The following is a 25,137-nucleotide window of genomic DNA, read 5'->3' as shown; positions in this document are numbered from 1 at the left end:
GGCTATTCCGCCAGGATCACTGCCGCACCCGGCGCGAAAGTGATGTAGACCTGCTCGTCCCAATCGATGGGGCTTTCAACGAAGCGGGACACGTTGGCCCGCGTCACGCGCAAAATCTCGCCGGTGGCGAGCTTGACCCGATAGACGGTCCAATCGCCGAGATAGCCGATATCCCAGACCTCTCCCGTGAGCACGTTCACGGCCTCAGGCCCCGGCTTCTCGCGCTGGATCGCCATCTTCTCCGGACGCACGGCAATGGCGACGGCCTGACCGGTGTTCAGCACCTCGTCCGGATCGTCGATGGTGAGCGGAGCCTCGGCGGATGGTGTCGCCACGCGCCAGAGGCCATTCTCCTGGCCCATCACATGGCCGTCGAGAATGTTCACGTCGCCGACGAATTCCGCGATGAAGCGGGTCTTGGGCTGCTCGTAGATCTCGCCGGGGTCGGCGACCTGCACGATCCGGCCATGGTTCATGACCGCAATGCGGTCGGCCATGGTCATCGCCTCTTCCTGGTCGTGGGTGACGACCACGAAGGTCATGCCCAGTTCGTGCTGGATATCCATGAGCTGGAACTGGGTTTCTTCGCGCAGCTTCTTGTCGAGGGCGCCAAGCGGCTCGTCGAGCAGCAGCACCTTCGGCCGCTTCGCCAGAGCGCGCGCCAGCGCCACGCGTTGCCGCTGGCCACCGGAGAGCTGGGTCGGATAACGCTTCGCGAGCTTTTCCAATTGGACGAGGCGCAGCATCTCGCCGACGCGATCCGCGATCTCGGCCTTAGGGAGACCATCCTGCTTCAGTCCGAAGGCAATGTTCTTCTCGACACTCATATGCGGAAAGAGCGCATAGGACTGGAACATCATGTTCACCGGGCGGCGGTAGGGCGGCACGCCGGCGAGGCTCTGGCCTGCCAGAGTGATAGAGCCCTCGCTCGGGCTTTCGAAACCGGCGAGCATGCGCATGAGGGTCGTCTTGCCGCAGCCGGAGGGGCCGAGCAGGCAGAAGAACTCGCCCTGGAAGATATCCAGCGACAGATGATCGACCGCCATCGCATCGCCGAACCGCTTGGTGATGTTCTCAACCCGGATCAACGGCTTGGCGCCGGGATCGGACCAGGGAGCAAAGGTGCGCCGTACGGCGCCGACGGAGGCTGACTGACGGGAAGGAGGAGGCAAGATTTTTGAACTTTACCCAAGCGAGAAAACCTGCCGCGCAAGCTATGATGTTCAGGCTTTAAGAACAACAGTTTAAAAGTAGCGTCCACCGCCTCCGACAAGGCCTCTCTTCTTGCATCCGTCTTGCCCAAGGGCTATAGAGCGCCCATATCATTAGCACCCTATCAATATGCCCTCTAATCAAACGCGACCATGACCACGAAAGCCATCTTCTCCGAGGAATTGTTCAAGCTGAGCCGCAAGATGCGCACGCTCTTCGATGCCCGTGTGCGGGCCGAGGGCCTGACCCTGGCGAGGGCTCGCGCGCTGATGCTGCTCGCCAAGGCCGACCGGATGACCCAGACGGAACTGGCCGATGCCCTGGAGATCGAGGGTCCGACGCTCGTTCCCCTCCTCGACGGGCTTGAAAAGCAGGCTCTCATCGAGCGCCGTCCCGTCGATGGCGACAGGCGAGCGAAGCAGATCGCCCTCACCCCTGCCGGCCAGGAGCAGGCGTCTCACGTCGATGGCATCGTGAAGGCTTTTCGGAACGATGTGATGAAGGATGTGAGCGAGGATGATCTAAAGACCGCCATCCGCGTTTTCCATGCCATGGCCCGCAACATCGAGGCCGCTCCTCAAGCGTGACGCGCCTTTCATGACAACCTCGAACCAGAACCCTCCCGGCGCCCGAAGCTCTGAGGAAGAGACCCCTTCAGGGCAACCGGCGAGCCTGGAGCAGCAGGCGCCGCCCACCCCCTCTGCGGCGACTACTGCCATGCCTCCCCCCATGCCCTGGCCGCGAGCGTCCCTCTACATGCTAGCCTCGCTGCTCCTGTCCCTGACGCAAGGTCTGGGCATGAACCTCGTCGCGGCGAACATCACCCAGATTCAGGGCCCGCTCAGCGCAACCGCCAATGAGGCAGCATGGCTGGTGGCCGCCTATATGGCGCCCAATGTCAGCCTGTCGCTGATCCTCGTGAAGGTTCGGACGCAATTCGGCCTGCGGCACTTCGCGGAGCTGAGCATTCTGCTCTTCGTGCTCGTGATGCTGCTGCATATCTTCGTGCAGGATCTTCAATCGGCCCTTGTGGTGCGCTTCTTCAGCGGCATTGCGGCGGCTCCCATCTCGACGCTTGCCTTCCTCTACATGCTCGAGCCTCTGCCCCCGGCCAAGAAACTCGCCGTCGCGCAGCCTCTCGTCCTGATGAACATCGCCCTCGGTGCGCCCCTCGCGCGCCTGATCTCGCCGGATCTTCTGACGCTCGGCGACTGGCACGGCCTGTATCTCTTCGAGATCGCCCTTGCCATGATGGCTTTCGCCGCCGTGTATCTGCTCCCCCTCGTCCCGCCGCCGCGCGCCAAGGTGATCCATTGGCTCGATGTGGTCAGCTATCTCTTCATCGCGGTCGGCTTCGGCCTCATGGCCATCGTGTTCAGCTTAGGACGAGCTTATTGGTGGTTCGAGGCCCCATGGCTTGGCGTGATGCTCGCCATCGGCGTCGCATCGCTCACCGTTGCGGTCGTGATCGAGCTGAATCGTGAAGCGCCGTTTCTCGATATCCGCTGGCTGACCAGCAAGGAAATCCTGCACCTCGCGGGCACCCTGTTCATCTTCCGCCTGCTTATGTCGGAGCAGACCGCCGGCGCCTTCGGCTTCTTCCAGGCCATCGGCTTGCAGAACGATCAGATGGCGACCCTGTCGCTCGTGGTCGTCGGGGCGTGCATTTGCGGCGGGCTTACCTACCTGCTCACCTACAAGCCGGGCCGTGACCCGATCATTCAGATGGCGGCCCTCGCCCTTCTCATGATCGGCGCATACATGGACAGCAACGCGACGAGCCTGACACGGCCCGAGCAGATGTATGTGAGTCAGGGGCTGATCGCCATGGCAGGTGTGCTGTTCCTGCCGCCAGCCATGACGGCAGGCTTAACCCTTGCCCTCAAGCGAGGCCCGGCCTTCATCCTGAATTTCATCGTCATCTTCCTGACGACGCAAAGCCTCGGCGGTGTCATCGGATCGGCAATCGTCGGCACGTTCATCACATGGCGGACACGCTTCCATTTCCAGTCGCTGATCGAGCACCTGACATTCATCGATCCGGGCGTGACGCAGCGGCTTGCACAGCTGTCCGCGACCTATGGCCGTGTCATCACCGACACGGGCCTCCTCAAGGCCGAAGGCGTGGTGCTGCTCGGCCAGCAGGCGACCCGCGAAGCCACGGTTCTCGCCTACAACGATGTCTTCATCGCCATCGCATTTCTGGCTGCCTGCACGCTGGCCGCGATGATCCTGCATCTCACGATCCGCGCCATCGGCAGGCATCTCTCACCCGAACCGCAATTGGTTTCCAGCTAGTATCGTCATGTTAAAATTTCTCAGATCATCCGCTACCATCCTCGCAGCCCTTCTCGGCATCGCCGGCGTGGTCCTCGTGCTCTATGCGTGGCAGCTGCCGCCGTTCACGAGTTCGGTGCAGACGACCGACAATGCCTATGTGCGCGGACAGGTCACGACTCTCGCACCGCAGCTCGCCGGATACGTAGCGCAGGTCGATGTGCAGGATTTCCAGCATGTGAAAGCCGGGCAGCTTCTTGTGAAGATCGACGATCGAATCTACGAGCAGAGACTGCAGCAGGCAAAGGCTACGCTCGCCGGCCAGCAGGCTGCTTTAGCGAATTCCGAGCAGAGGCAGCGTACGGCTGAAGCGGGCATCGCATCGAGCCAGGCCCAGGTGGAAAGCGCGCAGGCCGCTCTCACCGCAGCCGAGGCGAGCTGGAAGCGTATCGAGCCGCTTCTGGAGCGTGGCGTGAGCACGCAAAGCCAAGCCGATCAGGCCCGCGCCGCGTACGATCAGGCGACAGCCGCGCTGCATCAGGCTGACGCCGCGGTGGAAGTTTCGCGCCAGGAGCTCGCATCGACGCTGGTCAGCCGCCAGTCCCTGGAAGCCGCCGTTCAAGGGGCTCAAGCCGCCGTGCGCCTCGCCGAGATCGATCTTCAGAACACGCGGATTACCGCGCCGGAGGACGGCCAGCTCGGCGAGGTCGGTGCCCGCCTCGGGCAATATGTTGCGGCGGGTACCCAGCTTCTCACCCTGGTGCCGGACCGGATCTGGGTAGTTGCGAACTTCAAGGAGACCCAACTGCCTCACATGCAGGTCGGCCAGCCGGTGACGTTCACGGTCGATGCTCTTCATGGCGCGCAGCTTCGCGGGCACATCGAGCGTTTCTCGCCCGCCGCCGGATCGGAGTTCAGCGTGATCCGCACGGACAATGCGACGGGCAATTTCACCAAAGTCGCGCAGCGCATTCCCGTGCGTATCCAGATCGACCCGCAGCAGGAGCTTACGGATCGCCTTGCGCCGGGCATGTCGGTCGTCGTGAGCGTCGATACGAAGGTCCAACCCAGCAGCGAGGATGCGGTCGCGAAACGGTGAGGCTAAGAGGCTTCATAGAGCGGCGCCCAGCCCTTCTCCCCCCTTGTGGGGAGGAGTTGGAGGTGGGGATGTTGGCGATAACCTGTTTGGGTCCGGCGCCGCCACCCCCACCCTGGCCCTCCCCACAAGGGGGAGGGAAACATGTGCCATAATTTTTTACCGACTAGATTTTGAAGACACGTATGAAACCGTAACTAAGCCCAGCAAACCATAAAAAAGCCCGGCCAATGGCCGGGCTGAAATTGCTTGGAGGTTTGGAGAAATCAATGCCCGCCGCCACCGCCGGCAGGAGCCGCGCGCGGCTTCTTGATGAATGGCAGAGCGAAGATCAATCCAACGAATAGTACGGTCAGCAGCAGGAACACATCCGCATATGACATGACCAGAGCCTCCCGCCGCACCATGTTGGACAACGTCCTGAGCGCCGCCTGGGACGCGTCGCTGCCGAGCGACTGGAAATTCATCGTCATGGCATTCAACGTCTCGACCGCAGTCGAACTGCCCCATGTCACATGCTCGCGCAGGCGCTGGAGATGCAGGTCCATGCGATTGTTGACGATGGTGTTGATGAGCGCCAACCCGACCGCACCGCCGAGGTTGCGGGTAAGGTTGTAGAGCCCCGACGCGTTCTTGATCCGCTCCGGCGGCAAGGTGCCCAAGGCGATGTTGTTGATCGGCACCATGCAGATCATCAGGCCGACGCCGCGGAGGATCTGAGGCACGAAAAGCTCCCAGAAATCCCAATCCTTCGTCATGCCGCTCATCATCCATGTACCGGCGGCGAAGGCGGCAAAGCCGATCCCCATCATCACGCGCGGGTCGAGCTTGCGGGATAGAATGCCCGCGACGGGAGCCATGAGGAACATGCAGGCGCCCGAGACGAACATGGTCTCGCCGATCTGCAGCGACGAATACCCTCTCACATGCCCGAGATAGAGCGGGTAGAGATAGGTCAGGCCATAGAGGCCGATGCCCATGACGAAGCTGAAGGACGAGCCCGCGAGGAAGTTGCGGTCGGCGAAAGCGCGCAGGTCCACGATAGGATGCTTGGCCGTGAAAGCGCGATAGAAGAAGCTGACCCCTCCGACAACGCAGACGACGGTCAGAAACAGCACCATGCCATCCTGGAACCAGTCGTTCAGCGGGCCTTCCTCAAGCACATATTCGAGGCTGCCGAGGAAGGCTGCCATGAAGCCGAGCCCCGCCCAATCGAAAGACTTGAACAACTCGAAATTCGGCTCGTCGAAATCGACCAGCAGATAAGTTGAAACCGTCACGAAGATGCCGGGCACGATGTTCACGAGGAACAGCCAGTGCCAGGACATGAGATCGGTCAGGTAGCCGCCGAGCGTCGGGCCGATGGTGGGTGCCAGCGTCGCTACGAGGCCGATGAGCGGCGAGATCACGGGCCGCTTCTCGGGCGGAAAGACGGTGAAGGCCGAGGCGAACACCGTCGGGATCATGCCGCCGCCGATAAAGCCCTGCAGCGCGCGGTAGACGATCATCTGGTCGATGTTGGTGGCCGTCGCGCACATGAGGCTCATGAACGTGAAGCCGCCCGACGCAATGACGAACATCCAGCGAGTGGAGAGCACGCGCGAGAGCGTTCCCGACAACGGGATCATGATCACTTCCGCGATCAGGTAGCTCGTCTGTACCCAGGAGATCTCCTCCGAGGAGGCGGAGAGGCCGGCCTGGATTTCGGCAAGCGAGGCAGAGACGATCTGGATGTCCAGAATCGCCATGAACATGCCGAAGACCATGCAGAAGAACGCAAAGGTCCTGCGCCGGCTGACCTGCGCAGGCTTTGCGGCCGGCATGCCAGCCTTTGGGCTGCCTGAGATGGCGGCGGAAGCGGCCATGGTTCCTTACTCTTTGAGATCTGCCGTCTTGGTGTCGGCGGATGTGCGCGTATCGACATCCACGACCACGGAGAGGCCGGGACGCAGGATGCCCTGCTGCACGACTTCCGGATTGACGGAGACCCGCACGGGCACGCGCTGCACGATCTTGGTGAAGTTGCCGGTGGCATTCTCGGGCGGCAGCAGGCTGAACACCGCGCCGGAGGCGGGCGAAACGCTCTGCACCGTGCCGACGATATCGGCATCCGGGAAAGCATCGACCTCTATCTTCACCTTCTGGCCGACCTTGAGCGACGCGATCTGCGTTTCCTTGAAATTCGCATCCACATGCACGTTGCCAAGCGGCACGAGAGCCGCCAGACGCGCGCCAGGTTGCACGAAAGTGCCGACCTCGACGGCCTTGTTGCCGATCACGCCATCCACCGGTGCGCGGATCTCCGTGAAGGAAAGATCGCGCGCCGCCTTGTCGACCGCCGTCTGCAACTCGGCGGCGCCGCGCTGCGCTTCGACCTGCTGAGCCGCAAGCACCTGGACATTCGCCTCAGAAGCCGCGAGCGCGGCTTGCGCGCTCTTCACATTGGCCTCGGCACGATCACGCTCGGCCTTGGCCGTCTCGAAGGAGGCCTTGCTGGTGTAGTCCGAACGGGCAAGCTGCTGCTGGCGGGCAAAATCGCCCCCGGCGCGCTCGGCATCGGCCTGAGCGGCAGCGATCTGCGCCTGAGCCTGGGCAACCGAAGCGCGCGCCGCCTCGATCTGACGGCCAATGCGCGCGATGGTGCTCTGCTGCGTCGCGAGCTTGTCGTTGGCCGATTGCAGGGCAAAGCGATAATCGCCGTCGTCGATCCGTGCGATCAGATCCCCGGCCTTGACGTTCTGGTTGTTGGTTATGGCAACGGAGGACACGTAGCCTGAAATCTTCGCGGACAGAATCGTGATTTCGGCCTGGACATAGGCGTCTTCGGTCGAGACCATGAAGCGCCCATCCTTCCACCACTGGAAGCCCTCGTAGCCGCCGAAAGCCAAGGCAGCGGCGACAACCGCCAGGATCACCGGCTTCTTGCGAGACTTTGCCTTGGCAGGGGCAGCCTTGGGCGCTGCATCTCCCTGCCCCGCTTCCTGCGTGGCCATTTCAGCTTCCAGCGCCGGAGCAGGCTGCCGATCCACGACGGGCCCGGAAACGCCCTTTGCGCCCTGCTCGAACTCTTCCCGGTAAGCCATGCTGATCTTCTTTCCACAGCACAGCCGCCCGAATGGAATGCTTAGGCTCCATCCTTGCGGCATTGAACTATAATGACTAAGTGAGCTACATATGATTTGACCGAACCGTTCGGTCAATAGCCCGGAGGTAACAAAACGCACATGAGCGACCTTAAAGACATCGCTCGCACGCCTGCACCGCTTCTCGCCCTGAAAGCCTCAGGGGAAGAGAACCCAGAAAGCGCCAAGCGCCGCCAGATTCTGGAGGGTGCCCGCCAAGTCTTCCTGGCAAGGGGCTTCGATGGCGCGAGCATGGGGGAAATCGCCAAGGTTGCGGGCGTCTCCAAGGGCACGCTCTATGTCTATTTCGACAGCAAGGAGAGCCTGTTCGAAGCGCTCACCACAGAGGAGAAGCGTGGCCTTGCGGAAGTTCTGTTCAAGCTCGATGCCGACGACCCGGACGTTCGCAATGTGCTGAGCAAGCTTGGCCAAACCTATATCGGCCATTTCAGCAAGCCGGAGCATATTTCCTCGATCCGCATGGTGATCGGCGTCGCTGAGAAATTCCCGCGCCTGGGCCAGGCCTTCTACGAAGCAGGCCCCTGCCAGGGTACCGCCCGGCTTGCCGCCTATCTCGACCGCCAGAACGAAGCCGGACGCCTCACCATCACCGACACGAACGTCGCGGCACAGCACTTCCTCGATCTCTGCCAATCCGGAATCCTGCGGCGCCTTCTTTTCTCCGTTGGCGAGCTGCCGACCGAGGATGAGATCGAGCGCAATGTGGAGAACGCCATCAAGGTATTCTTCGCGGCGTATGGGTCCAAAACCTGAATCGATCCAGGGCTTTGCCTTGGCAGCACTCGCCGGTCGGTTAGTGATCCGTCCGCAGCGCCTCGGCCACGCGGGCCTTCAGCACATCCGGCTGGCGCAGCACCAGGGCGCCACGGGTGCGCTCGATGAGGCCCTCCTGAGTGAGCATCGTGAACTCGCGCGTGATCTGCTCTCGGCGGCAGCCGATGCGGGCGGCGACGATGTGGTGGAAGGGCGGCGGGGTGATGACGCGTTCGATGCCCTTGTCGCCGCGCGGCACGGAGAGGCGCAGAAGTTCGGAATAGAGCCGGTGCCTGAGATCGAGCACCGTCTGCTCCATGAACTTCGCGTTCAGCTCGCGCAGGCGGGAAGCCATGAGGCAGAACAGGCGCTCGGCGACGGCCCGGTTGGAAAAGAGCAGTTCCTTGAACACGAGAGCCGGCATCACGCAGGCCTCGCCCCGCGTGAGCGCGCTGACATTCGCGGAGCGCTTGATGCCATCCAGCGCCGCAAGTTCGCCGAAGACCTCGCCGGGGCGCATCTCGTTGAGGATGATCTCCTTGCCCGAGGCCGTCCGCATGAGAACGCGTACCTCGCCCGACAGAAGGAAATAGACGTCCGTGGAGAGTTCGTCGAAATCGACCAGAACCTCCTCCGGCTCGAAGCGGCGCCAATTGGACCGCGCCTCGTACAGAGGAAGGTCGATCTCAAGGCCTCTGAACAGATGTATTCCGGCGAGCCGTCCCATGTATCTCCCCCGACCACGATCGGCGAATATAACTGTATGTCATTTCAAGTCCATCCGGACTTGGGGCCCGACCTTATCAGGCTTTCACAATGCGGTCATTCTTCAGGCCTGCCTTTGCCAAGCTATTCCGAGTATCGACGACGAGCCGGGCATGCTCCGCCACGAGACGGTAATCGACATTGTCATGGTCGGTCGCGATCAGGACGGCGTCGTAAGCCGCCAGCGTTTCCGCCGTCAGGGCCACCGAGCGCCTTCCGGCCAGAAGCCCGTGCTTGCGGGTAGGCGGCAGCTCCGGAATGTGCGGATCGTGGTAATCGACGCTCGCGCCGCGCGCCTCGATCAGCTCGATGAGCTTCAAGGACGGGCTCTCGCGCATATCGTCCACGTTCTTCTTATAGGCAGCGCCCAGCATGAGAATGCGCGAGCCGCTGAAGGCCTTGCCGCTCCTGTCCACCGCTTCGGCGAGCTTCTCGACCACGTAATAAGGCATGTGCGTGTTCACCTGCCCGGCCAGCTCGATGAAGCGGGTGGTGATATCGAATTCGCGCGCTTTCCAGGTTAGATAGAACGGGTCGATGGGGATACAGTGCCCGCCCAGGCCCGGCCCCGGATAGAACGGCATGAAGCCGAAGGGCTTGGTCTTGGCGGCGTCGATGACCTCCCACACGTCGATGCCCATGGCGGCATAGACCACCTTAAGCTCGTTCACGAGGGCGATGTTCACCGCGCGGAAGATGTTTTCCGTCAGCTTTACGGCCTCCGCCGTGGCGGCGGACGAGACAGGTACAGTCTTCACCACGAGCTGAGTGTAGAGGGCATCGGCCAGCGCAAGCGCATCCGGCCCGTCGCCGCCGACGACCTTCGGGATGGTGGAGGTGCCGAAATCCGGATTGCCGGGATCCTCACGCTCAGGCGAGAAGGCGAGGAAGAAATCCTGCCCGCTCTTCAGCCCCGTGGCCTCGAAGATGGGCTTCAGAACCTCGTCCGTCGTGCCGGGATAGGTGGTGGATTCGAGCGCGATCAGCTGCCCTTTGCGCAAAGTGGCCGCGATGGTGCGGGCGGTGTTCTCCACATAGGACAGGTCCGGCTCGCGATGCTTCGTCAGGGGCGTCGGCACACAGATAAGGATGGCATCGGGCTCACCGAGGCGGGTGAAGTCGGTGGTGGCCTCGAGCCGCTTTTCCGCAACCGCCTCTTTGATGGGAGCCTCGGGGATATGCCTGATATAGCTCTCGCCCCGGTTCAGACGCTCGACATAGGACGCGTTGATGTCGAAGCCGAGCACCGTGAACCCGGCCCTGGCGGCAGTGAGCGCCAGCGGCAGACCCACATAACCGAGCCCGATGATGCCGATTGTCGCCTGGCGTTTCGTGAAGCGCTCCAGCAAGGAGGCAACATCGGCAGAGACGTTCGGCGGTTGTGCGGCTGGCATCTCAAGGCCCTTTCAGCTTCTTACCCGCTGTATCAGGAGTCGTTACGTAGGTCAGCAGCTTGGCGGCACAACTTGCCGCAACGTCACCCACCGAGCCCCAAAAACCTTGCCAGCGCCCTCGCCTCGCGCCAAAAGGCGGCATGCTCCACGTTAACGACCTCACCTACCGCATCGGCGACCGCCTCATCCTCGACCATGCCACCTTCAGCCTGCCTGACGGCGCGAAGGTCGGGCTCGTCGGGCGCAACGGCGCGGGCAAGACCACCCTCTTCAAGATCATCCAGGGCGACCTGCCTACGGAGAGCGGCGGCATCACCCTGCCCCGCGGCATGCGTATCGGCGCGGTGGCGCAGGAGGCTCCGGGCGGCCCCGAGACCCTCATCGAGGTCGTTCTCGCCGCCGACAAGGAGCGCACCGCCCTCCTCGCGGAGGCTGAAACGGCCGACGGTATCCGCCGCGCGGAAATCGAGATGCGGCTCACCGATATCGGCGCCCATTCCGCACCCGCCCGCGCCGCCACCATTCTTCACGGTCTCGGCTTCGATGCGGAGGCTCAAGGGCGCCCCTGCTCCGATTTCTCAGGTGGCTGGCGCATGCGTGTGGCGCTCGCCGCCGTGCTGTTCACAGAACCCGACCTGCTGCTGCTCGACGAGCCGACGAACTATCTCGATCTCGAAGGCACGCTCTGGCTCTATGATTATCTCGGGCGCTATCCGCATACGGTCCTGGTCATCAGCCACGACCGCGAATTGCTCGACACCTGCGTCAACCACATCCTGCATCTCGATCGCGGCAAGCTCTCGATCTATCGCGGCGGCTATACGTCGTTTGCCAAGCAATATGCGGAAAAGCGCGAGCTTACCGCGAAGATGGCCGCGAAGCAGGAGGCCGAGCGCAAGCACCTGCAAGCCTTCGTCGACCGCTTCAAGGCCAAGGCCTCGAAGGCGCGTCAGGCACAGTCGCGCGTAAAACGTCTCGCAAAGATGGAGGCCGTCACCACCATCGTCGAAGACGACGTGATGCCCTTCAACCTGCCGGGGCCAGAGCGCCCTGCGGCACCGCCGCTGATCACGGTCGAGAGTGGCGCGGTCGGCTATGGCGAGCGCATCGTGCTCGACCGCCTGAACCTCACCATCGCGCCGGATGACCGCATCGCGCTCCTCGGCTCCAACGGCAACGGCAAGTCCACTTTCTGCAAGCTCATCGGCGGCAGGCTGGCTCCCATGAAGGGCGAGATGCGCACGCCCACCCGCATGGACGTGGCCTATTTCGCTCAACACCAACTCGACGAGCTGAACCCGAAAGCGAGCGCCTACGATCATGTCGCCCAGCGCATGCCCGATACGCCCATCGCGAAAATCCGCGCCCGCACGGCGCAGATCGGCTTTCCGGGCGCGAAGGCCGACACGCCGGTCTCCTCGCTCTCCGGCGGCGAGAAGGCGCGGCTGCTCATGGGCCTTGCCGCCTTCAACGGCCCTCACCTGCTCATCCTCGACGAGCCGACGAACCATCTCGACATCGACAGCCGCACGGCGCTGATGGAGGCGATCAACGATTACGACGGCGCCGTGATCCTAGTCAGCCACGACCGCTTTCTCATCGAGGCCTGTGCCGACCGCCTCTGGATCGTCGGCAACGGCAGCGTGAAACCCTTCGACGGCGACATGGACGATTACCGCCAGCTCATCCTCTCCGGCGATCTCGACCCGCAGAAGCGCTCCGACAAGCCGCAGGCGCCGGGCGCATCGAAGATCGATGAGCGCCGCGCCGCCGCCGAGAGGCGTGTGGCGCTGGCACCTCTGCGTAAGAAGCTGGAGGCGATTGAGGCGCGCATGGCGAAGCTCACCGACGTGATCGGCAAGGTGGACACGGCACTCGCCGACGGCACGGCATTTCTGAAGGATGCCACGAAGGCGACGGAACTGTCGAAAATGCGCGCCGACGCGGCGGAGACGCTGGCTGCTCTGGAAGAGGAATGGCTGTTGGTCAGCGGGGAGATTGAGGAGGTGGGAACCTGATCAGCCAATACTATTGCCTCTAAACTCAAGAGTACTAGAGAGAGAGAATTTTAATCTCTAAAATACTCTAGACTCCTCATAATTCTTATGTGTAACGTATACACATGACTGACGTTACGAGCGGCCCTCAACAACCTTCTATCATTCGCGCGCATTGCAACAGATGCGGGGGACTACGTAAACACGACGTTTTGTTTGCACATGATGTCAAAGAAGACCTTGAAGACGCAGGATGGTTCTTAGACAGATATTTCTTTATTCGATGTGGAGGATGCGACTACATCCATCTGCGTCATGATTTTTATTCAAACCATACCTTTGATGACAATGGCGTGCCACAGCCATCAACTACTTATTACCCGCCAGCTGAAGCTCGACGGCGACCAGAGTGGATGACTGCACGAGACACTGTATTCTGGGCATTCACCTCGGACATCGGCCAATTACTGTCGGAAATTTATAGAGCCCTAGAAAATGATTCTCTGAGATTGGCCGCAATGGGCACAAGGGCGTTGCTCGAAATTATTATGATCGATCAAAACGGCGATCATGGAAGCATAGGCAAAAATATCGATGCATTCTTTGCATCCGGCCATATTGCCCCAAAACAGCAGGATATTTTTAGATCATTTATGATCGAAGCTGGTCACGCTGCTATGCACCGGGCATATAAGCCTGATGAAGCAACTCTCTCAGTGCTACTAGATCTATTAGAAGGCTTGATTGCCTCCATATATATCTATCCATACAGAACAAAAAATATGGCAGCCAATATTCCTCCTCGACAAATATCTTCTAAACCAAGTGTAGAAAGTTAAGCTCTAAATCCACCATCTAGATTAGGGCCCATTTTTTGGCATAGCACGATTTTCTAAAGTTTACGGCTTCGCGATCCGGTCCAACCGATTGTTCACGAAGAAATACAGCTCGCGTCCGCCAGGCTCGGAATAGAGCACCTGCACCTCACGCTGCCCCTTCCCGCTCTCGCCGACAAGCACGTCGGTAGCGGGCTTGCCTTTGATGCGCACGAGGTCGCATTCGGCGATGCCGGGTTCGATCACGGTGGCCGTGCTTGTCGAGACACCGGTGCAGCGTCCGTCAGGGCCCAGCAGCGGGCCGTCGAAGGTCGGGCCGGTCGGCACGGATGTCATCGGCGGCGCGGGCGTATAGGACGCAACTGGCGGTGCGGAGGACGTGCTGGTGCAGGCGGCGGCAATCATGGCGACGAGAGCCGCACTCGACAGAACCTTTAGGCGCATCGATCAATCCCTGTTGGCGGCTCTGGCTCGCAGGGCTTCTTCAAAAAGCCTCTGCGCATCGTTTCGGAAAGCCTGCCGCGACGCCTGTCGCGAATAGAACATGTGGCCGCCTTCGTAAACACTCAAAGCAACACGGTTCTCGGGACCAAGCGCGGGGAGCTGATCGAGCAGCAGCTTGGAGGCGAAGTAAGGCGTCACGAGATCGGTGAAGCCATGCGCGACGAGCACGCGCATCTTGCCGTCGAGCGAGAGCGCTTGGCGCAGCTCGTCCAGATTCTCAGGGCTGTTGCGCCCATTGCCCCAACGCCAGTTGCCGTTGACGCTGGTATTCAGCAGGTTGTAGCGGCCTTCCGCCTTGTAGTTCAGGGTCTGGCTCAGGTGGCCGATGATGGCGCTGGACAAAGGCGCGGTCATCGCATCGAGCACCGGATCATCGAAGCGCGACATCTGCGAATTGGGATTGGGATCGGCAATCGCGATGTTGGTGTCATAAGCGCTGACGACCTCCGACGTGCCGCGACGCAATTCGCGCTGCGCCGTGCGCATGTCGATGCGCCCCGCAAGACGCCGCGTCAGCTCGGGATCGAGCCCGGAAAACTCCGCGACGCGGGTGCTCACGCGGTCTACGGCGGCTTTGTCCTGAGGCCCTTTCATCAGATCGACGAGATATTCGCCCGACGCGTAATTCTCGGCCGCCTGCAAGGATTCACGAGAAACCGGGCCCTTGCGCGACTGCTGCGCCGCGGCGAGCGACGGCAGAAGCGTCGCGTTGATCCAGGGCGCGCCGGTGCTTCCGCCGAGCCAGCCGAAATCGAACACCGGCGACACGAGCACGAGGCCGCTGAAGCCGACGCCCTGATCGTTCTGCAGCTTCTGCGCCAGCAGCGGCCCACGGAAGCCGCCATAGCTTTCGCCGGCGAAGAATTTCGGCGAGTCGAGCCTGTTCTTCTCCTTCAGCCAGCGCATGACGAAGGCGGCGAGTCCGTTGATATCGCCCTGTACGGAATAGAATTGCTCGCGCACCTGATCACCGCCGACCACGCGGCTGTAACCGGTGCCCGGCGGATCGATGAAGACGAGATCCGTGAAGTCCAGCCACGTCTCCGCATTGGGCACGAGCGCGGGGGGCGCCGAGGGGCTGATGGTGCTGCCATCGAGCGGCAGAAGCCAAGGGCCGATGGCGAGCAGATGGAGATAAGCCGAGGATGCACCCGGTCCTCCATTGACTGCAAACGTCACCGGACGTGACGCCCGGTCCGCATCGTCCCGCGTATAGGCCACGAAGCCGATTTCAGCCTGCGGCGCGCCTTCGGGATTGGTGAGCGTGAAATGCCCCGCCGTCGCGGTGAATTGCAGGGTGCGTCCAGGCAATTGCAGCGTTTGGCGCGTCACCGATTCCGGCGGGAGGGCCTGGGTTTGTGCCTCCTGCCGCGGCCGCCGCTGCTCCTGCTGTCCAGCCTCTTGCCGTTCTTGCGCTCCTGCCCCGAGGGACATGGCGATGGACAAGCAAAGTGCGGCGTAGAGAGGCAGGCGAAAGGCTCGGAGCATCACGACATTCCTTGTGGCTTCGGTGAAACTGGAGGCTTCGGCTTCCGATGCAAGCTTTTGGGCGATGAAGAAATTGTGTTCAGGCGCAAGCCTGTTCCCTTTCAACGATCCAAAATGGATACGACGCGCACTTCGTGTCTCGCCCGTCATCACCGGCCTTTTGCCGGAGATCCCGATCAGGTTTAGCGCCGCGCTTTTCGGATCGGGATAGCCGGGACAAGCCCGGCCATGACGTGAGAGAGGTATTCGTGCTTTCCCAACTGTTCAGAAAAGCGCGGGCGGATATATCACGCCTTCCGCTCCCAGCGTCCGCGCTCGTCCTGTTGCCAGTAGGTCGCGTCGTGGCCGCCCTCCTTCACCGCGCGCCATTGGTCGCGGGCGATGGCCAGCGCCTGGACGTCGTTGCCGTCGAAGAGGATCGCGAGGCGCTGGTAGGAGGCGATGTCCTGGGGCAGGTCCGCGCCCTCAGCGAGGAAGCGGATCGCGGCGCCGTTGGGGTTGTCGGCGCCGAGCGTGATGAGGATAGGCTGGTCAGCTGCGTGGGCCTCGCGGTCCGTACCGTGCGGCAGGAAGCTCTCTTCGCTGAAGGTCCAGAGATGGTCGTCAAGGGCGGACAGGCGCTCATCCGTAGTCACCTGAATCACCGCGCGCCAGCCGCGCTCCAGCGTCTTCTGCAGGAGCGTGGGCAACACGGATTCCAGCGGTTGCTGCTGGAGATGATAAAACAGGACCTCAGCCATTTCTTTCCTGTCATCCCGGACGGCGAAGCCGATCCGGGATCGTTGTCAGAATAAAGCGCCAGACTCGTTGAACGACCCCGGGCTCCGCGGATGCGGCCCCGGGATGACGTTCTTAGCTTCAACCCTCGTAATGATCGCGCACGAGACGGTCGAGCAGGCGCACGCCCCAGCCCGATGCCCAGCCGCGGCTGGTCTCGGTCTGCGGCGAGCCCATGGCGGTGCCGGCGATGTCGAGATGCGCCCAGGGCACATCGTTGACGAAGCGTTGGAGCAGAGCGGCTGCAGAGCTCGAACCGCCGAAGCGGCCGCCGGTGTTCTTCATGTCCGCGAACTTGGATTCGATCATCTTGTCGAATTCCGGCCCGATCGGCATGCGCCACACGCGCTCGCCCGTTGTCTTGCCGGAGGCGGCGAGACGATCCGACAATTCGTCGTTGTTCGAGAACAGGCCCGCATATTCCTGCGCCAGCGCCACGAGAATCGCGCCGGTCAGCGTCGCGAGATCGATCATGAACTTGGGCTTGAAGCGGTCCTGCACGTACCAGAGCACGTCGGCCAGCACGAGACGGCCCTCGGCATCCGTGTTGATGATCTCGATGGTCTGGCCGGACATAGTGGTCACGATGTCGCCGGGGCGCTGGGCGTTGCCGTCGGGCATGTTCTCCACGAGGCCGATCGCGCTGACCACATTCGCCTTCGCCTTGCGGGAGGCCAGCGCATGCATGAGGCCGACCACGCAGGCCGCGCCCGCCATGTCGCCCTTCATGTCCTCCATGCCGGCGGCAGGCTTGATCGAGATGCCGCCGGTATCGAACACCACGCCCTTGCCGATGAAGGCGATGGGCTTGTCGGCGGCCTTGCCGCCGTTCCAACGCATGATGGCCACGCGCGGCGGACGCGCGGAGCCCTGAGCCACGCCGAGAAGCGCACCCATGCCGAGCTTTTTCATGGCCCGCTCGTCAAGGATCTCCACCTCAACGCCGAGCTTGGTCAGGGCTTGAGCGCGGGCCGCGAATTCCTGCGGTCCCAGCACGTTCGGCGGCTCGTTGACGAGGTCGCGGGCCACCGCGATGCCCTGGTAGACGCCCTCGCGGCCCTTATAGGCGCGCTTCGCGGCGGTCGCATCGGCCACGTTCAGGACGAGACGGGTCGGACCCTTGGGGCCGTTATCGTCCTTCTTGGTCTTGTAGGTGTCGAAGCTGTAGCGGCGCATCTGGACGCCGAGCGCGATGTCGGCGGCGGCTTCGGGAGTCACGTCGATCTTCGGCAGGTCGAGGATCGCGGTCATGGCCTTGCCGTTGGCCTTGCCGCCGATGAGGCCGCCGAGCTGGAGGAAATCGACGGAGGCCCTGTCCTTCTCGCCGCCGACGCCGACCACGATGAGCCGGTCCACGCTCAAGCCGTTGGGCACCACGATGGACATGGCCGACTTCGCCTTGCCCTTGAAGCTCTCGGCCGCAGCCGCCTTGGCGATCAGGTCCACCGCCTTGGAGCCGAGCTGCTTCGCGACCGCCGGAGAGGGTTTAAGATCCTCTCCGACGAAGACGATGAGATCGCCGGTTTCGACCTTTCCGTGCGGCTGAAAGTCGATCTTGAAGCTGTCGGCCATGAAACCCTCGTAGTTTGACTGTATGGGAGCCGGATTCGCGGGCGCCCCGGAGAATGACTTACCCCATATAGGGCATACGGGGCGTCGCCGTGAAATAGGCGCAAATCTCGGGCTGTTGAAAACGCCCGTCTTGCCTTAAGACGACGTGACAAGGTACCCAAGGCCGTTGGCGCCAGCCAGGGCGAAGAGCTTCATGACACTTCTCGAACGCTATATTTTGAAAATCTCGTTCAGCGCGTTCGTCGCGTGTCTGGTCGCGCTGACAGCCGTCATCTGGATCACGCAGGCCTTGCGCGAGCTGGATCTTTTGACCGGCAAGGGCCAGACGCTCTTCATCTTCCTGACGGTGACGGGCTTGTCCCTGCCCGCGCTGATCAACGTCATCGCGCCCGTGGCCCTGTTCATGGCCGTCATCTATACCCTCAACCGGCTGAACGGCGACTCGGAGCTGATCGTCATGAGCGCGGGCGGGATGGCCCCTCAGCGCCTGATGCGGCCCTTTATCGCCCTCGCGGCCTTCATCTGCATCGTGGTGGGCATGATCTCGGTCTACATCATGCCGGCGAGCTTCCAGGAATTGCGCCTCCTGTTCACCAAGATCAGAGCCGATTTCGTGGCCACCATGGCCAAGGAAGGCCAGTTCATTACCCTCGAGAACGGCATCACCTTCCATTACCGCGAGCGTTCGGGCGATGCACTGCTCGGAATTTTCATGGAAGATCAACGGGATAAGAAGAAGCCCATCGTCTACCTGGCCGAACGCGGCCAGACCGTCGAGACGAATGGGCTGGCCTATCTCGTGTTGGAAAAGGGCAGCGTTCAGCGCAAGGAGCCGAACAGCCGCGATTCATCCATCGTGGCCTTCGAGCGCTATGCAGTCGATCTCTCGGCCTTCAACCGGGAGGACGGCGAGGTGATCTACAAGCCGCGCGAGCGCAGCACCACGCAGCTCCTGTTCCCCGACAAGAGCGAGCCGCTTTACCAGCTACAGCCGGGCCGCTTCCGGGCCGAGCTTCACGAGAGGCTTTCATCCTGGCTCTATCCGCTCGCCATGATGGCCATCGCCTTCGCTGCCCTGGGCGAGGCACGCACGACCCGCCAGGGACGGGGCCTCGCCATCGCGGCTGCCATCGTGGGCGTAGTGGTGCTGAGGATCCTCGGATTCGCCGCATCCAGCGCGGCGGCACGCTCGGCGGCCGCTGTGATCGCCATCTACGCGGTTCCCATCGGCACCATCGTGATCTGCCTGATGCAGATCTTCCAGGGTCCGGCCATGCGCTCGTTCAACGCCAGGGTTCGCAACGCTTTCCGTGCGTTGCGCCCCTCGCGCAGGGCAGCGGCTCAGGGGGCTTGAGACAATGCTGATCGGGCGCACCCTCGGACTCTATTTCTCCCGTCAGTTCATCAAGACGATCTTCATCGTCTTCGCGACGGTCTTCACCCTCGTCTACACCCTGGATTTCGTGGAGCTGATGCGCCGCGCGGGCGACACGGAGAATGCCACCCCTGCCCTCATGGCCCAGCTGGCCCTGTTCCGTACTCCGGCCATTGCCGAGCAGGTCATGCCATTCGCCGTTCTCTTCGGAAGCATGGCGGCCCTGCTTCAGCTCAGCCGTAAGCTGGAACTCGTGGTAGCCCGCGCTGCCGGCGTCTCCGCCTGGCAGTTTCTTCAACCGGGATTGCTGGTGGCCCTGACCCTCGGGATCCTGTCCGTCACGGTCTACAACCCTGTTTCCGCCCATTTGAAGCAGCAGGCCTCCGACCTGGAAGCCAAGGCCTTCGCCTCCCGATCAGGCCAGGTCTCCGAGAAGGTCATCTGGCTGCGTCAGAAGAGCCAGGACGGGCAAGCCGTGTTTCGGGCAGACGGAAGCCTCAACGATTCGGCGACGCTGGTGGGTGTCACGATCTATATGTTCGACGATGCCGGAGCCTTCACTCATCGAATTGAGTCGAAGGAAGCGACCCTTCATGAAGGGTTCTGGGAGTTGAAGGATGCCCGTGTCCTTTCGGCCACGGAGGAACCCCAATCACATGATCGCTATCTGATCGCCTCCAGCCTCCAGCCATCGCAGCTCCGTCAGAGCTTCATCGACCCTGATTCAGTGCCTTTCTGGGATTTGCCGGACACCATCGATCGCCTGAAAAATTCGGATATCAACGCCACCACATACCAACTGCATTACGACCTGTTGATGGCCCGCCCTCTGCTGTTCATCGCGATGGTTTTCGTAGCCGCTTCCGTCTCATTAAGATTCTTTCGATTTGGCGGTGTAGCAATGTTAGTTCTGGGTGGCGTCGCTGCTGGGTTCATGCTTTATGTCGCCACTGAGCTTATGGCGGAGCTTGGTGCCTCCGGCATCATCAGCTCGGGAGTTGCAGCCTGGTTCCCTGCTGTAGTAGGCAGTCTTTTAGGAACCTTGGCATTATTATACCAAGAGGACGGCTGACCCCGTTCTCATATAAGGGACGTGGGTTAAGCGTGGGGATTCAACGGCTCAAGACATCGGTCGCGATATCTGCGATCGCTGTGGCACTTTTATGTGCCGCAGGGTCAGGGTCGGCCCTTGCCCAGTCGCTGAATGACACCCTCAGTGCTCGTGCTCAGTCCCAGTCCGGGGAGGACCGCCTCCTCGTCGACGCCAAGGAAATCGTCTACGACAACGACCGGAACACCATTGCCGCCTCCGGCGACGTCCAGATGAATTACCAGGGCCGGACCCTGCAGGCCGACCGGGTAACCTATGACCGCAATACCGGCCGCGTCTTCGCCGATGGCAATGCCCGGCTGACGGACGCCAGCGGCGCGGTCGTCACGGGCGACCGCTTCGAGCTGACAGACGACTTCAAGAACGGCTTCATCGATTCGCTTCGGGTGGTACAGAGCACGGTCGACAATGGCCGTCCGGTCACGACCCGCTTCTCGGCTCCCCGCGCCGAGCGCGCCGGCGGCGAGACGACGACCTTCGAACGGGGCACCTACACGGCCTGCGAACCGTGCAAGGACAATCCGGAACGGCCGCCCCTCTGGCAGGTGAAGGCCGCCAAGATCATTCACAACAACAGCGAGCAGACGATCTATTACGAGGATGCAACCCTCGAGATCCTCGGCCTGCCCGTGGCCTATCTGCCCTATTTCTGGACGCCGGACCCCACGGTCAAGCGCAAGACAGGCTTCCTTTCGCCCCGTTACGTTGTTTCGAATACTCTCGGTTTCGGGTTAGGCGTCCCATTTTTCTGGGCCATCGCTCCCAATTACGACCTGACAGTGACGCCGACCGCTCTTACGCGCCAGGGACTTCTCGGCCAAGCCGAGTGGCGGCATCGTCTTGAGACCGGGTCCTATAACATCCGCGTGGCGGGGATTTCGCAGCTCGACCCAGACGCCTTCCTGGACAGCCCCTATGGGCCTGGGGATCGGGAGTTCCGCGGTTCGCTGGAAACGACCGGCAAGTTCTACCTCAACGACCGCTGGACCTGGGGCTGGGATATCGCCCTGGTCTCGGACAAGTGGTTCCTGACGAACTACAGCATCCGCAGCGAGAGCATCAGTACGATCTACCTGAGGGAAGCTATCTCGACCCTGTATCTGCAGGGCCAGGGCGACCGCTCATTCTTCGACATGCGCGGCTATTATTTCCAGGGCTTGTCGACGCAGGACTGGCAGAAGCAGTTGCCTGTCGTTGCCCCGGTCCTCGACTACGACAAGCGCATCACTCCTCCCGTCATTGGCGGCGAGTTCGACATCAATGTGAATGTCACCAGCCTAACCCGTGAGGCCGCTCAGTTTGAGCCTTTGACTACCTCCAATCGGGCTAATTTCGGCATTTACCAGACCTGCGTCATCTTCGAGCCTGAGCAGTGCCTGGTCCGCGGCATCAGCGGCTCGACCTCCCGCGCTTCCGTCATGGCGTCGTGGCGTCGCGAGTTCGTCGATCCGGCTGGTCAGGTCTGGACGCCCTTCGCCTATCTTCGAGCCGACAATTTCTGGATCGCTCCGGATTTCAACGGTTACCAGAACGCCAATCTCGGCAACTACCTCCAGGACGAGGACGATTACCTGTTCCGGGCTATGCCGGCCGTCGGCCTCGAATACCGCTATCCCTTCGTCGCCGATCTCGGCACCTCGGGCCGCCAGGTGATCGAGCCCATCGCCCAGATCATCGCCCGTCCGAACGAGACCAAGATCGGCCACCTTCCCAATGAGGATGCGCAGAGCCTCATCTTCGACGATACATCCCTTTTCGATTGGGACAAGTACTCCGGCTATGACCGTGCGGAAGGTGGCGTTCGCGCGAACCTCGGCATCCAGTACACGGTCACCGGCGCCGACAATTTCTATGCGAACGTATTGTTCGGTCAGTCCTATCAGATTGCCGGCCGCAACTCGTTCCGCCAGCCCGATCTGGCCAATGTGGGCCTGGATTCGGGCCTCGATTCCCGCGCTTCCGACTATGTCGGCCGCCTGCAAGTTTCGCCCAACTCAAACTTCTCTTTCGTCTCTCGCGCGCGGTTCGACCAGGACGACTTCAGCCTCAATCGCGTCGAAGCTGGCGTCAGGGCCAATTTCAACCCTTATCTGCCGCTTTCGACCTCGCTGACCTATGCACGCTACGCGGCGCAGCCGGAGATCGGCTTCCCACGCCGCCGCGAAGGCCTGCTCGGCTCTGCCACCTGGAACGTGACGCCAAACTGGTTCCTCTCGGGTTCGGTGCTGCTCGATCTCGATCGTTACCTGCTCGCCAAAGAGAACTATGCCATCCAGTATGCCACCAATCCCAATGCCGTCTACAACAGGCAGGAAACGGCTTATGTCAGCTCCATGTCACTGGGCGTTGGCTATATGGATGAGTGCACCACCTTCACGGTCAATTACATCATGACCCCGCAGGCTCTGACGACCACAGCCGGCGAGAAGAACCAGAACCACACGGTGATGCTGCGCCTCGAGCTGCGGACGCTGGGCGAAGCCAACATCTCCCAGAGACTGGACGGCTCCGAATCTGGGCAAGAAGGTATCGCCAACTAGTGGCCGGCCTTGAGCGTCCTCTCCTGCTGACCCAGGGCGACCCTGCAGGCATCGGACCGGAACTGACCCTGAAAGCCTGGCTCCAGCGAAACGAGGAGCACCTTCCGCCCTTCGCGGTTATTGCCGATCCCGCTCATATGGAGCGGATTGCAAAGGATCATGGTTGGAACGTTCCCATCACATCCGTCCAACCATCAGGCATCGTTTCGACCTTCGCGCAGGCCCTGCCGATCGTTCCGCTGACCGCCAGAGTCGCGGCCATTCCCGGAAAGCCCGACGCGGCCTGGACTCCATCCGTGATCGAGTCCATCGAGAGAGCGGTCAGCCTCGTGCAAAGCGGTGATGCGGCAGCCCTCGTCACTAACCCGATTGCGAAACATGTCCTCTACGATGCCGGCTTCAGGCATCCTGGCCACACAGAGTTTCTCGCGGACCTTGCCGCCGGCGGCGGTAGCAAGACCTATCATCCCGTCATGATGCTCTGGAGCGAGGAACTTGCCGTCGTGCCTGTCACCGTGCATGTCGCGCTTTCCAGGGTGCCGACGGATCTCACGACGGATCTCATCGTTCTTACAGGGCGGATCGTAGCGCGTGAGCTTCGGGAGCGGTTCGGTCTGGCCAAGCCGCGGCTTGCCCTGGCGGGGCTCAATCCGCATGCAGGCGAGAGCGGCTCTATGGGCAAGGAGGACCAGAACATCATCGCACCTGCGGTCGATATCCTTCGCGCCGACGGCATCGAGGTCGCCGGTCCGCTTCCGGCGGACACCATGTTCCATGCCCGCGCCCGCAAAACTTACGATGCGGCGCTGGCCATGTACCACGATCAGGCTCTCATTCCGATCAAGACCATCGCCTTCGACGAGGCGGTGAATGTGACCCTGGGCCTGCCCTTCGTGCGCACATCGCCCGATCACGGCACGGCCTTTGACATCGCAGGCAAGGGCATCGCCCGTCCCGACAGCCTGATCGCCGCCATCAAGCTTGCCGCCCGCCTGGGAAAGGCTGCGAAGCCAAAGGGCGCGAAATCATGAGCCAGATCGACAATCTTCCCCCCCTACGTGAGGTCGTGCGCACGCATGGCCTCATGGCCAAAAAGTCGCTCGGCCAGAACTTTCTGTTCGATCTAAACCTGACGAGCCGCATCGCCCGCTCCGCAGGACCGCTGGAAGAGGCAACCGTCATCGAGGTCGGCCCCGGCCCAGGCGGCCTCACCCGTGCCATCCTGGCGGCGGGCGCGAAGAAGGTCATCGCCATCGAGCGCGACAGCCGCTGCCTCCCGGCGCTCGCGGAAATCTCCGATCATTACCCCGGCCGCCTCGAGGTGATCGAAGCGGATGCGCTCCAGTTCGATCCGCGCCCCATGGCGGGCGACGGGCTGGTGCGCATCATCTCGAACCTTCCCTACAATGTCGGTACGGCGTTGCTGACGGGCTGGCTGACGGTCGAGAAATGGCCGCCCTGGTGGGCCTCATTGACCCTCATGTTCCAGCGTGAAGTGGCCGAGCGCATCGTGGCGACGGAAGACGATCCGAAGGATTACGGCCGGCTCGGCGTTCTCTGCGGCTGGCGAACGGATGCGCGCATCCTCTTCGACGTGCCGCCCTCCGCCTTCGTGCCGCCGCCAAAGATCACATCGAGCATCGTCCACCTCACACCGAAAGCCTCGCCGCTCCCCTGCCGTATCGGCGCCTTGGAGGCCGTCACGCGTGCCGCCTTCGGCCAGCGTCGCAAGATGCTGCGCCAGAGCCTGAAATCGATCACGCCCGATCCCACGGGTATGACCGCTGCGGCTGGGCTAGAGGAAACGATCCGCGCCGAGAACGTGCCGGTGGAAAGCTATGTGGCTTTGGCCAATGCCTTCGATGCCATGAAGGCTAAGTCCTAGGTAGACTTTGCCTGCGGGGGTCCCTTGAGGTCCCAGTAATTTCCGTAAAGATCCCGAAAAAGAGCGACCGTACCATAGGGCTCGTTTCGCGGCGCCTCGCAGAAAGAAACACCGCGTGTCCACATCGCGTCGTAATCGCGATGAAAGTCATTGGTGTGGAGGAAAAGGAAGGCCCGTCCTGCCGCCTGATGTCCAACCTGCGCTTTCTCCTCCGCCGTCTCGGCCTTAACGAGAATAAGCCCAGGTCCTCCAGGAGGAGCAACAACGATCCAGCGTCGATCTTCACCGAGTGGAGTGTCCGTCACGACCGCAAAACTCAGGGCTTGCGTGAAGTAGGCGATAGCCTCCTCATAGTCACGAACGAGAAACGTTACCGCGCCGATGCTGCGGGAAGCGTCAGAAGCGGCCATGG

21 protein-coding genes are annotated in these 25,137 nt (G+C 61.9%); 11 read left to right on the top strand and 10 right to left on the bottom strand.

From position 1 onward, the window contains the following. Nucleotides 1-2: 2 nt before the first annotated feature. Nucleotides 3-1,172: an ABC transporter ATP-binding protein gene (locus AB4Y85_RS13290; RefSeq protein ID WP_441985384.1), complete on the bottom strand. Its 1,170-nt coding sequence runs from the start codon at nucleotides 1,170-1,172 to the stop codon at nucleotides 3-5. A gap of 192 nt (nucleotides 1,173-1,364) precedes the next feature. Between AB4Y85_RS13290 and AB4Y85_RS13285 the strand changes: the two genes are divergently transcribed. From AB4Y85_RS13285 to AB4Y85_RS13275, 3 genes are all read left to right on the top strand, one after another. Next, nucleotides 1,365-1,799 carry a MarR family winged helix-turn-helix transcriptional regulator gene (locus tag AB4Y85_RS13285; RefSeq protein WP_441985383.1) on the top strand — a complete coding sequence of 145 codons (435 nt, stop codon included), beginning with the start codon at nucleotides 1,365-1,367 and terminating at the stop codon, nucleotides 1,797-1,799. A gap of 142 nt (nucleotides 1,800-1,941) precedes the next feature. Continuing rightward, a complete protein-coding gene (locus AB4Y85_RS13280) occupies nucleotides 1,942-3,510 on the top strand; it encodes an MFS transporter (RefSeq protein ID WP_441985382.1) in 1,569 nt (522 codons plus the stop codon). Between the two features lie 7 nt (nucleotides 3,511-3,517). Then, nucleotides 3,518-4,588 carry an HlyD family secretion protein gene (locus AB4Y85_RS13275; RefSeq protein ID WP_441985381.1) on the top strand — a complete coding sequence of 357 codons (1,071 nt, stop codon included), beginning with the start codon at nucleotides 3,518-3,520 and terminating at the stop codon, nucleotides 4,586-4,588. A 263-nt stretch (nucleotides 4,589-4,851) separates the two neighbouring features. On the opposite strand, the gene AB4Y85_RS13270 is transcribed toward AB4Y85_RS13275, so the two are convergent. Next, the gene (locus tag AB4Y85_RS13270) at nucleotides 4,852-6,450 is read right to left on the bottom strand and encodes a DHA2 family efflux MFS transporter permease subunit (protein WP_441985380.1); all 1,599 of its coding nucleotides are present in this window, start codon (nucleotides 6,448-6,450) and stop codon (nucleotides 4,852-4,854) included. 6 nt (nucleotides 6,451-6,456) lie between these two features. Beyond that, complete coding sequence (locus AB4Y85_RS13265; protein ID WP_441985379.1) at nucleotides 6,457-7,668, bottom strand: HlyD family secretion protein; 1,212 nt, start codon at nucleotides 7,666-7,668, stop codon at nucleotides 6,457-6,459. 141 nt (nucleotides 7,669-7,809) lie between these two features. Here AB4Y85_RS13265 and AB4Y85_RS13260 point away from each other — a divergent pair, with 141 nt between their 5' ends. Further along, nucleotides 7,810-8,481: a TetR/AcrR family transcriptional regulator gene (locus tag AB4Y85_RS13260; RefSeq protein WP_441985378.1), complete on the top strand. Its 672-nt coding sequence runs from the start codon at nucleotides 7,810-7,812 to the stop codon at nucleotides 8,479-8,481. A gap of 40 nt (nucleotides 8,482-8,521) precedes the next feature. On the opposite strand, the gene AB4Y85_RS13255 is transcribed toward AB4Y85_RS13260, so the two are convergent. Together AB4Y85_RS13255 and AB4Y85_RS13250 are read right to left on the bottom strand one after the other, a co-directional pair. Then, complete coding sequence (locus tag AB4Y85_RS13255) at nucleotides 8,522-9,208, bottom strand: Crp/Fnr family transcriptional regulator (RefSeq protein ID WP_441985377.1); 687 nt, start codon at nucleotides 9,206-9,208, stop codon at nucleotides 8,522-8,524. Between the two features lie 76 nt (nucleotides 9,209-9,284). Next, on the bottom strand, nucleotides 9,285-10,640 hold the full coding sequence (locus AB4Y85_RS13250) for a nucleotide sugar dehydrogenase (protein ID WP_441985376.1): 1,356 nt from the start codon (nucleotides 10,638-10,640) through the stop codon (nucleotides 9,285-9,287). A gap of 140 nt (nucleotides 10,641-10,780) precedes the next feature. On the opposite strand from AB4Y85_RS13250, the gene AB4Y85_RS13245 reads away from it, so the two are divergent. Next, nucleotides 10,781-12,658 carry an ABC-F family ATP-binding cassette domain-containing protein gene (locus tag AB4Y85_RS13245; RefSeq protein WP_441985375.1) on the top strand — a complete coding sequence of 626 codons (1,878 nt, stop codon included), beginning with the start codon at nucleotides 10,781-10,783 and terminating at the stop codon, nucleotides 12,656-12,658. Nucleotides 12,659-12,762: 104 nt separating this feature from the next. After that, nucleotides 12,763-13,476, top strand: a complete 714-nt coding sequence (locus AB4Y85_RS13240) for a DUF4145 domain-containing protein (protein ID WP_441985374.1) — start codon at nucleotides 12,763-12,765, stop codon at nucleotides 13,474-13,476. Nucleotides 13,477-13,536: 60 nt separating this feature from the next. On the opposite strand, the gene AB4Y85_RS13235 is transcribed toward AB4Y85_RS13240, so the two are convergent. The 4 genes from AB4Y85_RS13235 to AB4Y85_RS13220 all read right to left on the bottom strand — a co-directional run bounded on the left by AB4Y85_RS13235 (nucleotide 13,537) and on the right by AB4Y85_RS13220 (nucleotide 17,814). Continuing rightward, on the bottom strand, nucleotides 13,537-13,917 hold the full coding sequence (locus tag AB4Y85_RS13235) for a hypothetical protein (protein ID WP_441985373.1): 381 nt from the start codon (nucleotides 13,915-13,917) through the stop codon (nucleotides 13,537-13,539). A 3-nt stretch (nucleotides 13,918-13,920) separates the two neighbouring features. Further along, a complete protein-coding gene (locus AB4Y85_RS13230) occupies nucleotides 13,921-15,465 on the bottom strand; it encodes a S10 family peptidase (protein WP_441985372.1) in 1,545 nt (514 codons plus the stop codon). A gap of 287 nt (nucleotides 15,466-15,752) precedes the next feature. Next, on the bottom strand, nucleotides 15,753-16,205 hold the full coding sequence (locus AB4Y85_RS13225) for a DNA polymerase III subunit chi (protein WP_441985371.1): 453 nt from the start codon (nucleotides 16,203-16,205) through the stop codon (nucleotides 15,753-15,755). 118 nt (nucleotides 16,206-16,323) lie between these two features. Next, a complete protein-coding gene (locus tag AB4Y85_RS13220; protein WP_441985370.1) occupies nucleotides 16,324-17,814 on the bottom strand; it encodes a leucyl aminopeptidase in 1,491 nt (496 codons plus the stop codon). A 193-nt stretch (nucleotides 17,815-18,007) separates the two neighbouring features. On the opposite strand from AB4Y85_RS13220, the gene lptF reads away from it, so the two are divergent. The 5 genes from lptF (at nucleotide 18,008) to rsmA (ending at nucleotide 24,725) form a co-directional block, all read left to right on the top strand. Continuing rightward, complete coding sequence (gene lptF / locus AB4Y85_RS13215) at nucleotides 18,008-19,168, top strand: LPS export ABC transporter permease LptF (RefSeq protein ID WP_441985369.1); 1,161 nt, start codon at nucleotides 18,008-18,010, stop codon at nucleotides 19,166-19,168. 4 nt (nucleotides 19,169-19,172) lie between these two features. Next, nucleotides 19,173-20,261, top strand: a complete 1,089-nt coding sequence (gene lptG, locus AB4Y85_RS13210; RefSeq protein ID WP_441985368.1) for an LPS export ABC transporter permease LptG — start codon at nucleotides 19,173-19,175, stop codon at nucleotides 20,259-20,261. 80 nt (nucleotides 20,262-20,341) lie between these two features. Beyond that, nucleotides 20,342-22,840: an LPS-assembly protein LptD gene (locus tag AB4Y85_RS13205; protein ID WP_441985367.1), complete on the top strand. Its 2,499-nt coding sequence runs from the start codon at nucleotides 20,342-20,344 to the stop codon at nucleotides 22,838-22,840. Beyond that, on the top strand, nucleotides 22,840-23,871 hold the full coding sequence (gene pdxA / locus AB4Y85_RS13200; RefSeq protein ID WP_441985366.1) for a 4-hydroxythreonine-4-phosphate dehydrogenase PdxA: 1,032 nt from the start codon (nucleotides 22,840-22,842) through the stop codon (nucleotides 23,869-23,871). Before AB4Y85_RS13205 ends, pdxA begins: the two co-directional genes overlap by 1 nt. Next, nucleotides 23,868-24,725 carry a 16S rRNA (adenine(1518)-N(6)/adenine(1519)-N(6))-dimethyltransferase RsmA gene (rsmA, locus tag AB4Y85_RS13195; RefSeq protein WP_441985365.1) on the top strand — a complete coding sequence of 286 codons (858 nt, stop codon included), beginning with the start codon at nucleotides 23,868-23,870 and terminating at the stop codon, nucleotides 24,723-24,725. The genes pdxA and rsmA overlap by 4 nt, the downstream gene beginning before the upstream one ends. On the opposite strand, the gene AB4Y85_RS13190 is transcribed toward rsmA, so the two are convergent. After that, nucleotides 24,722-25,135 (bottom strand): VOC family protein, encoded by a 414-nt coding sequence (locus AB4Y85_RS13190; protein WP_441985364.1) that lies wholly within the window; start codon nucleotides 25,133-25,135, stop codon nucleotides 24,722-24,724. The genes rsmA and AB4Y85_RS13190 overlap by 4 nt on opposite strands. Nucleotides 25,136-25,137: the final 2 nt, after the last annotated feature.

The organism is Microvirga sp. 2YAF29 (assembly GCF_052114605.1).
GTDB lineage: Bacteria > Pseudomonadota > Alphaproteobacteria > Rhizobiales > Beijerinckiaceae > Microvirga.
This window is presented reverse-complemented; position numbering and strand designations above follow the sequence as displayed.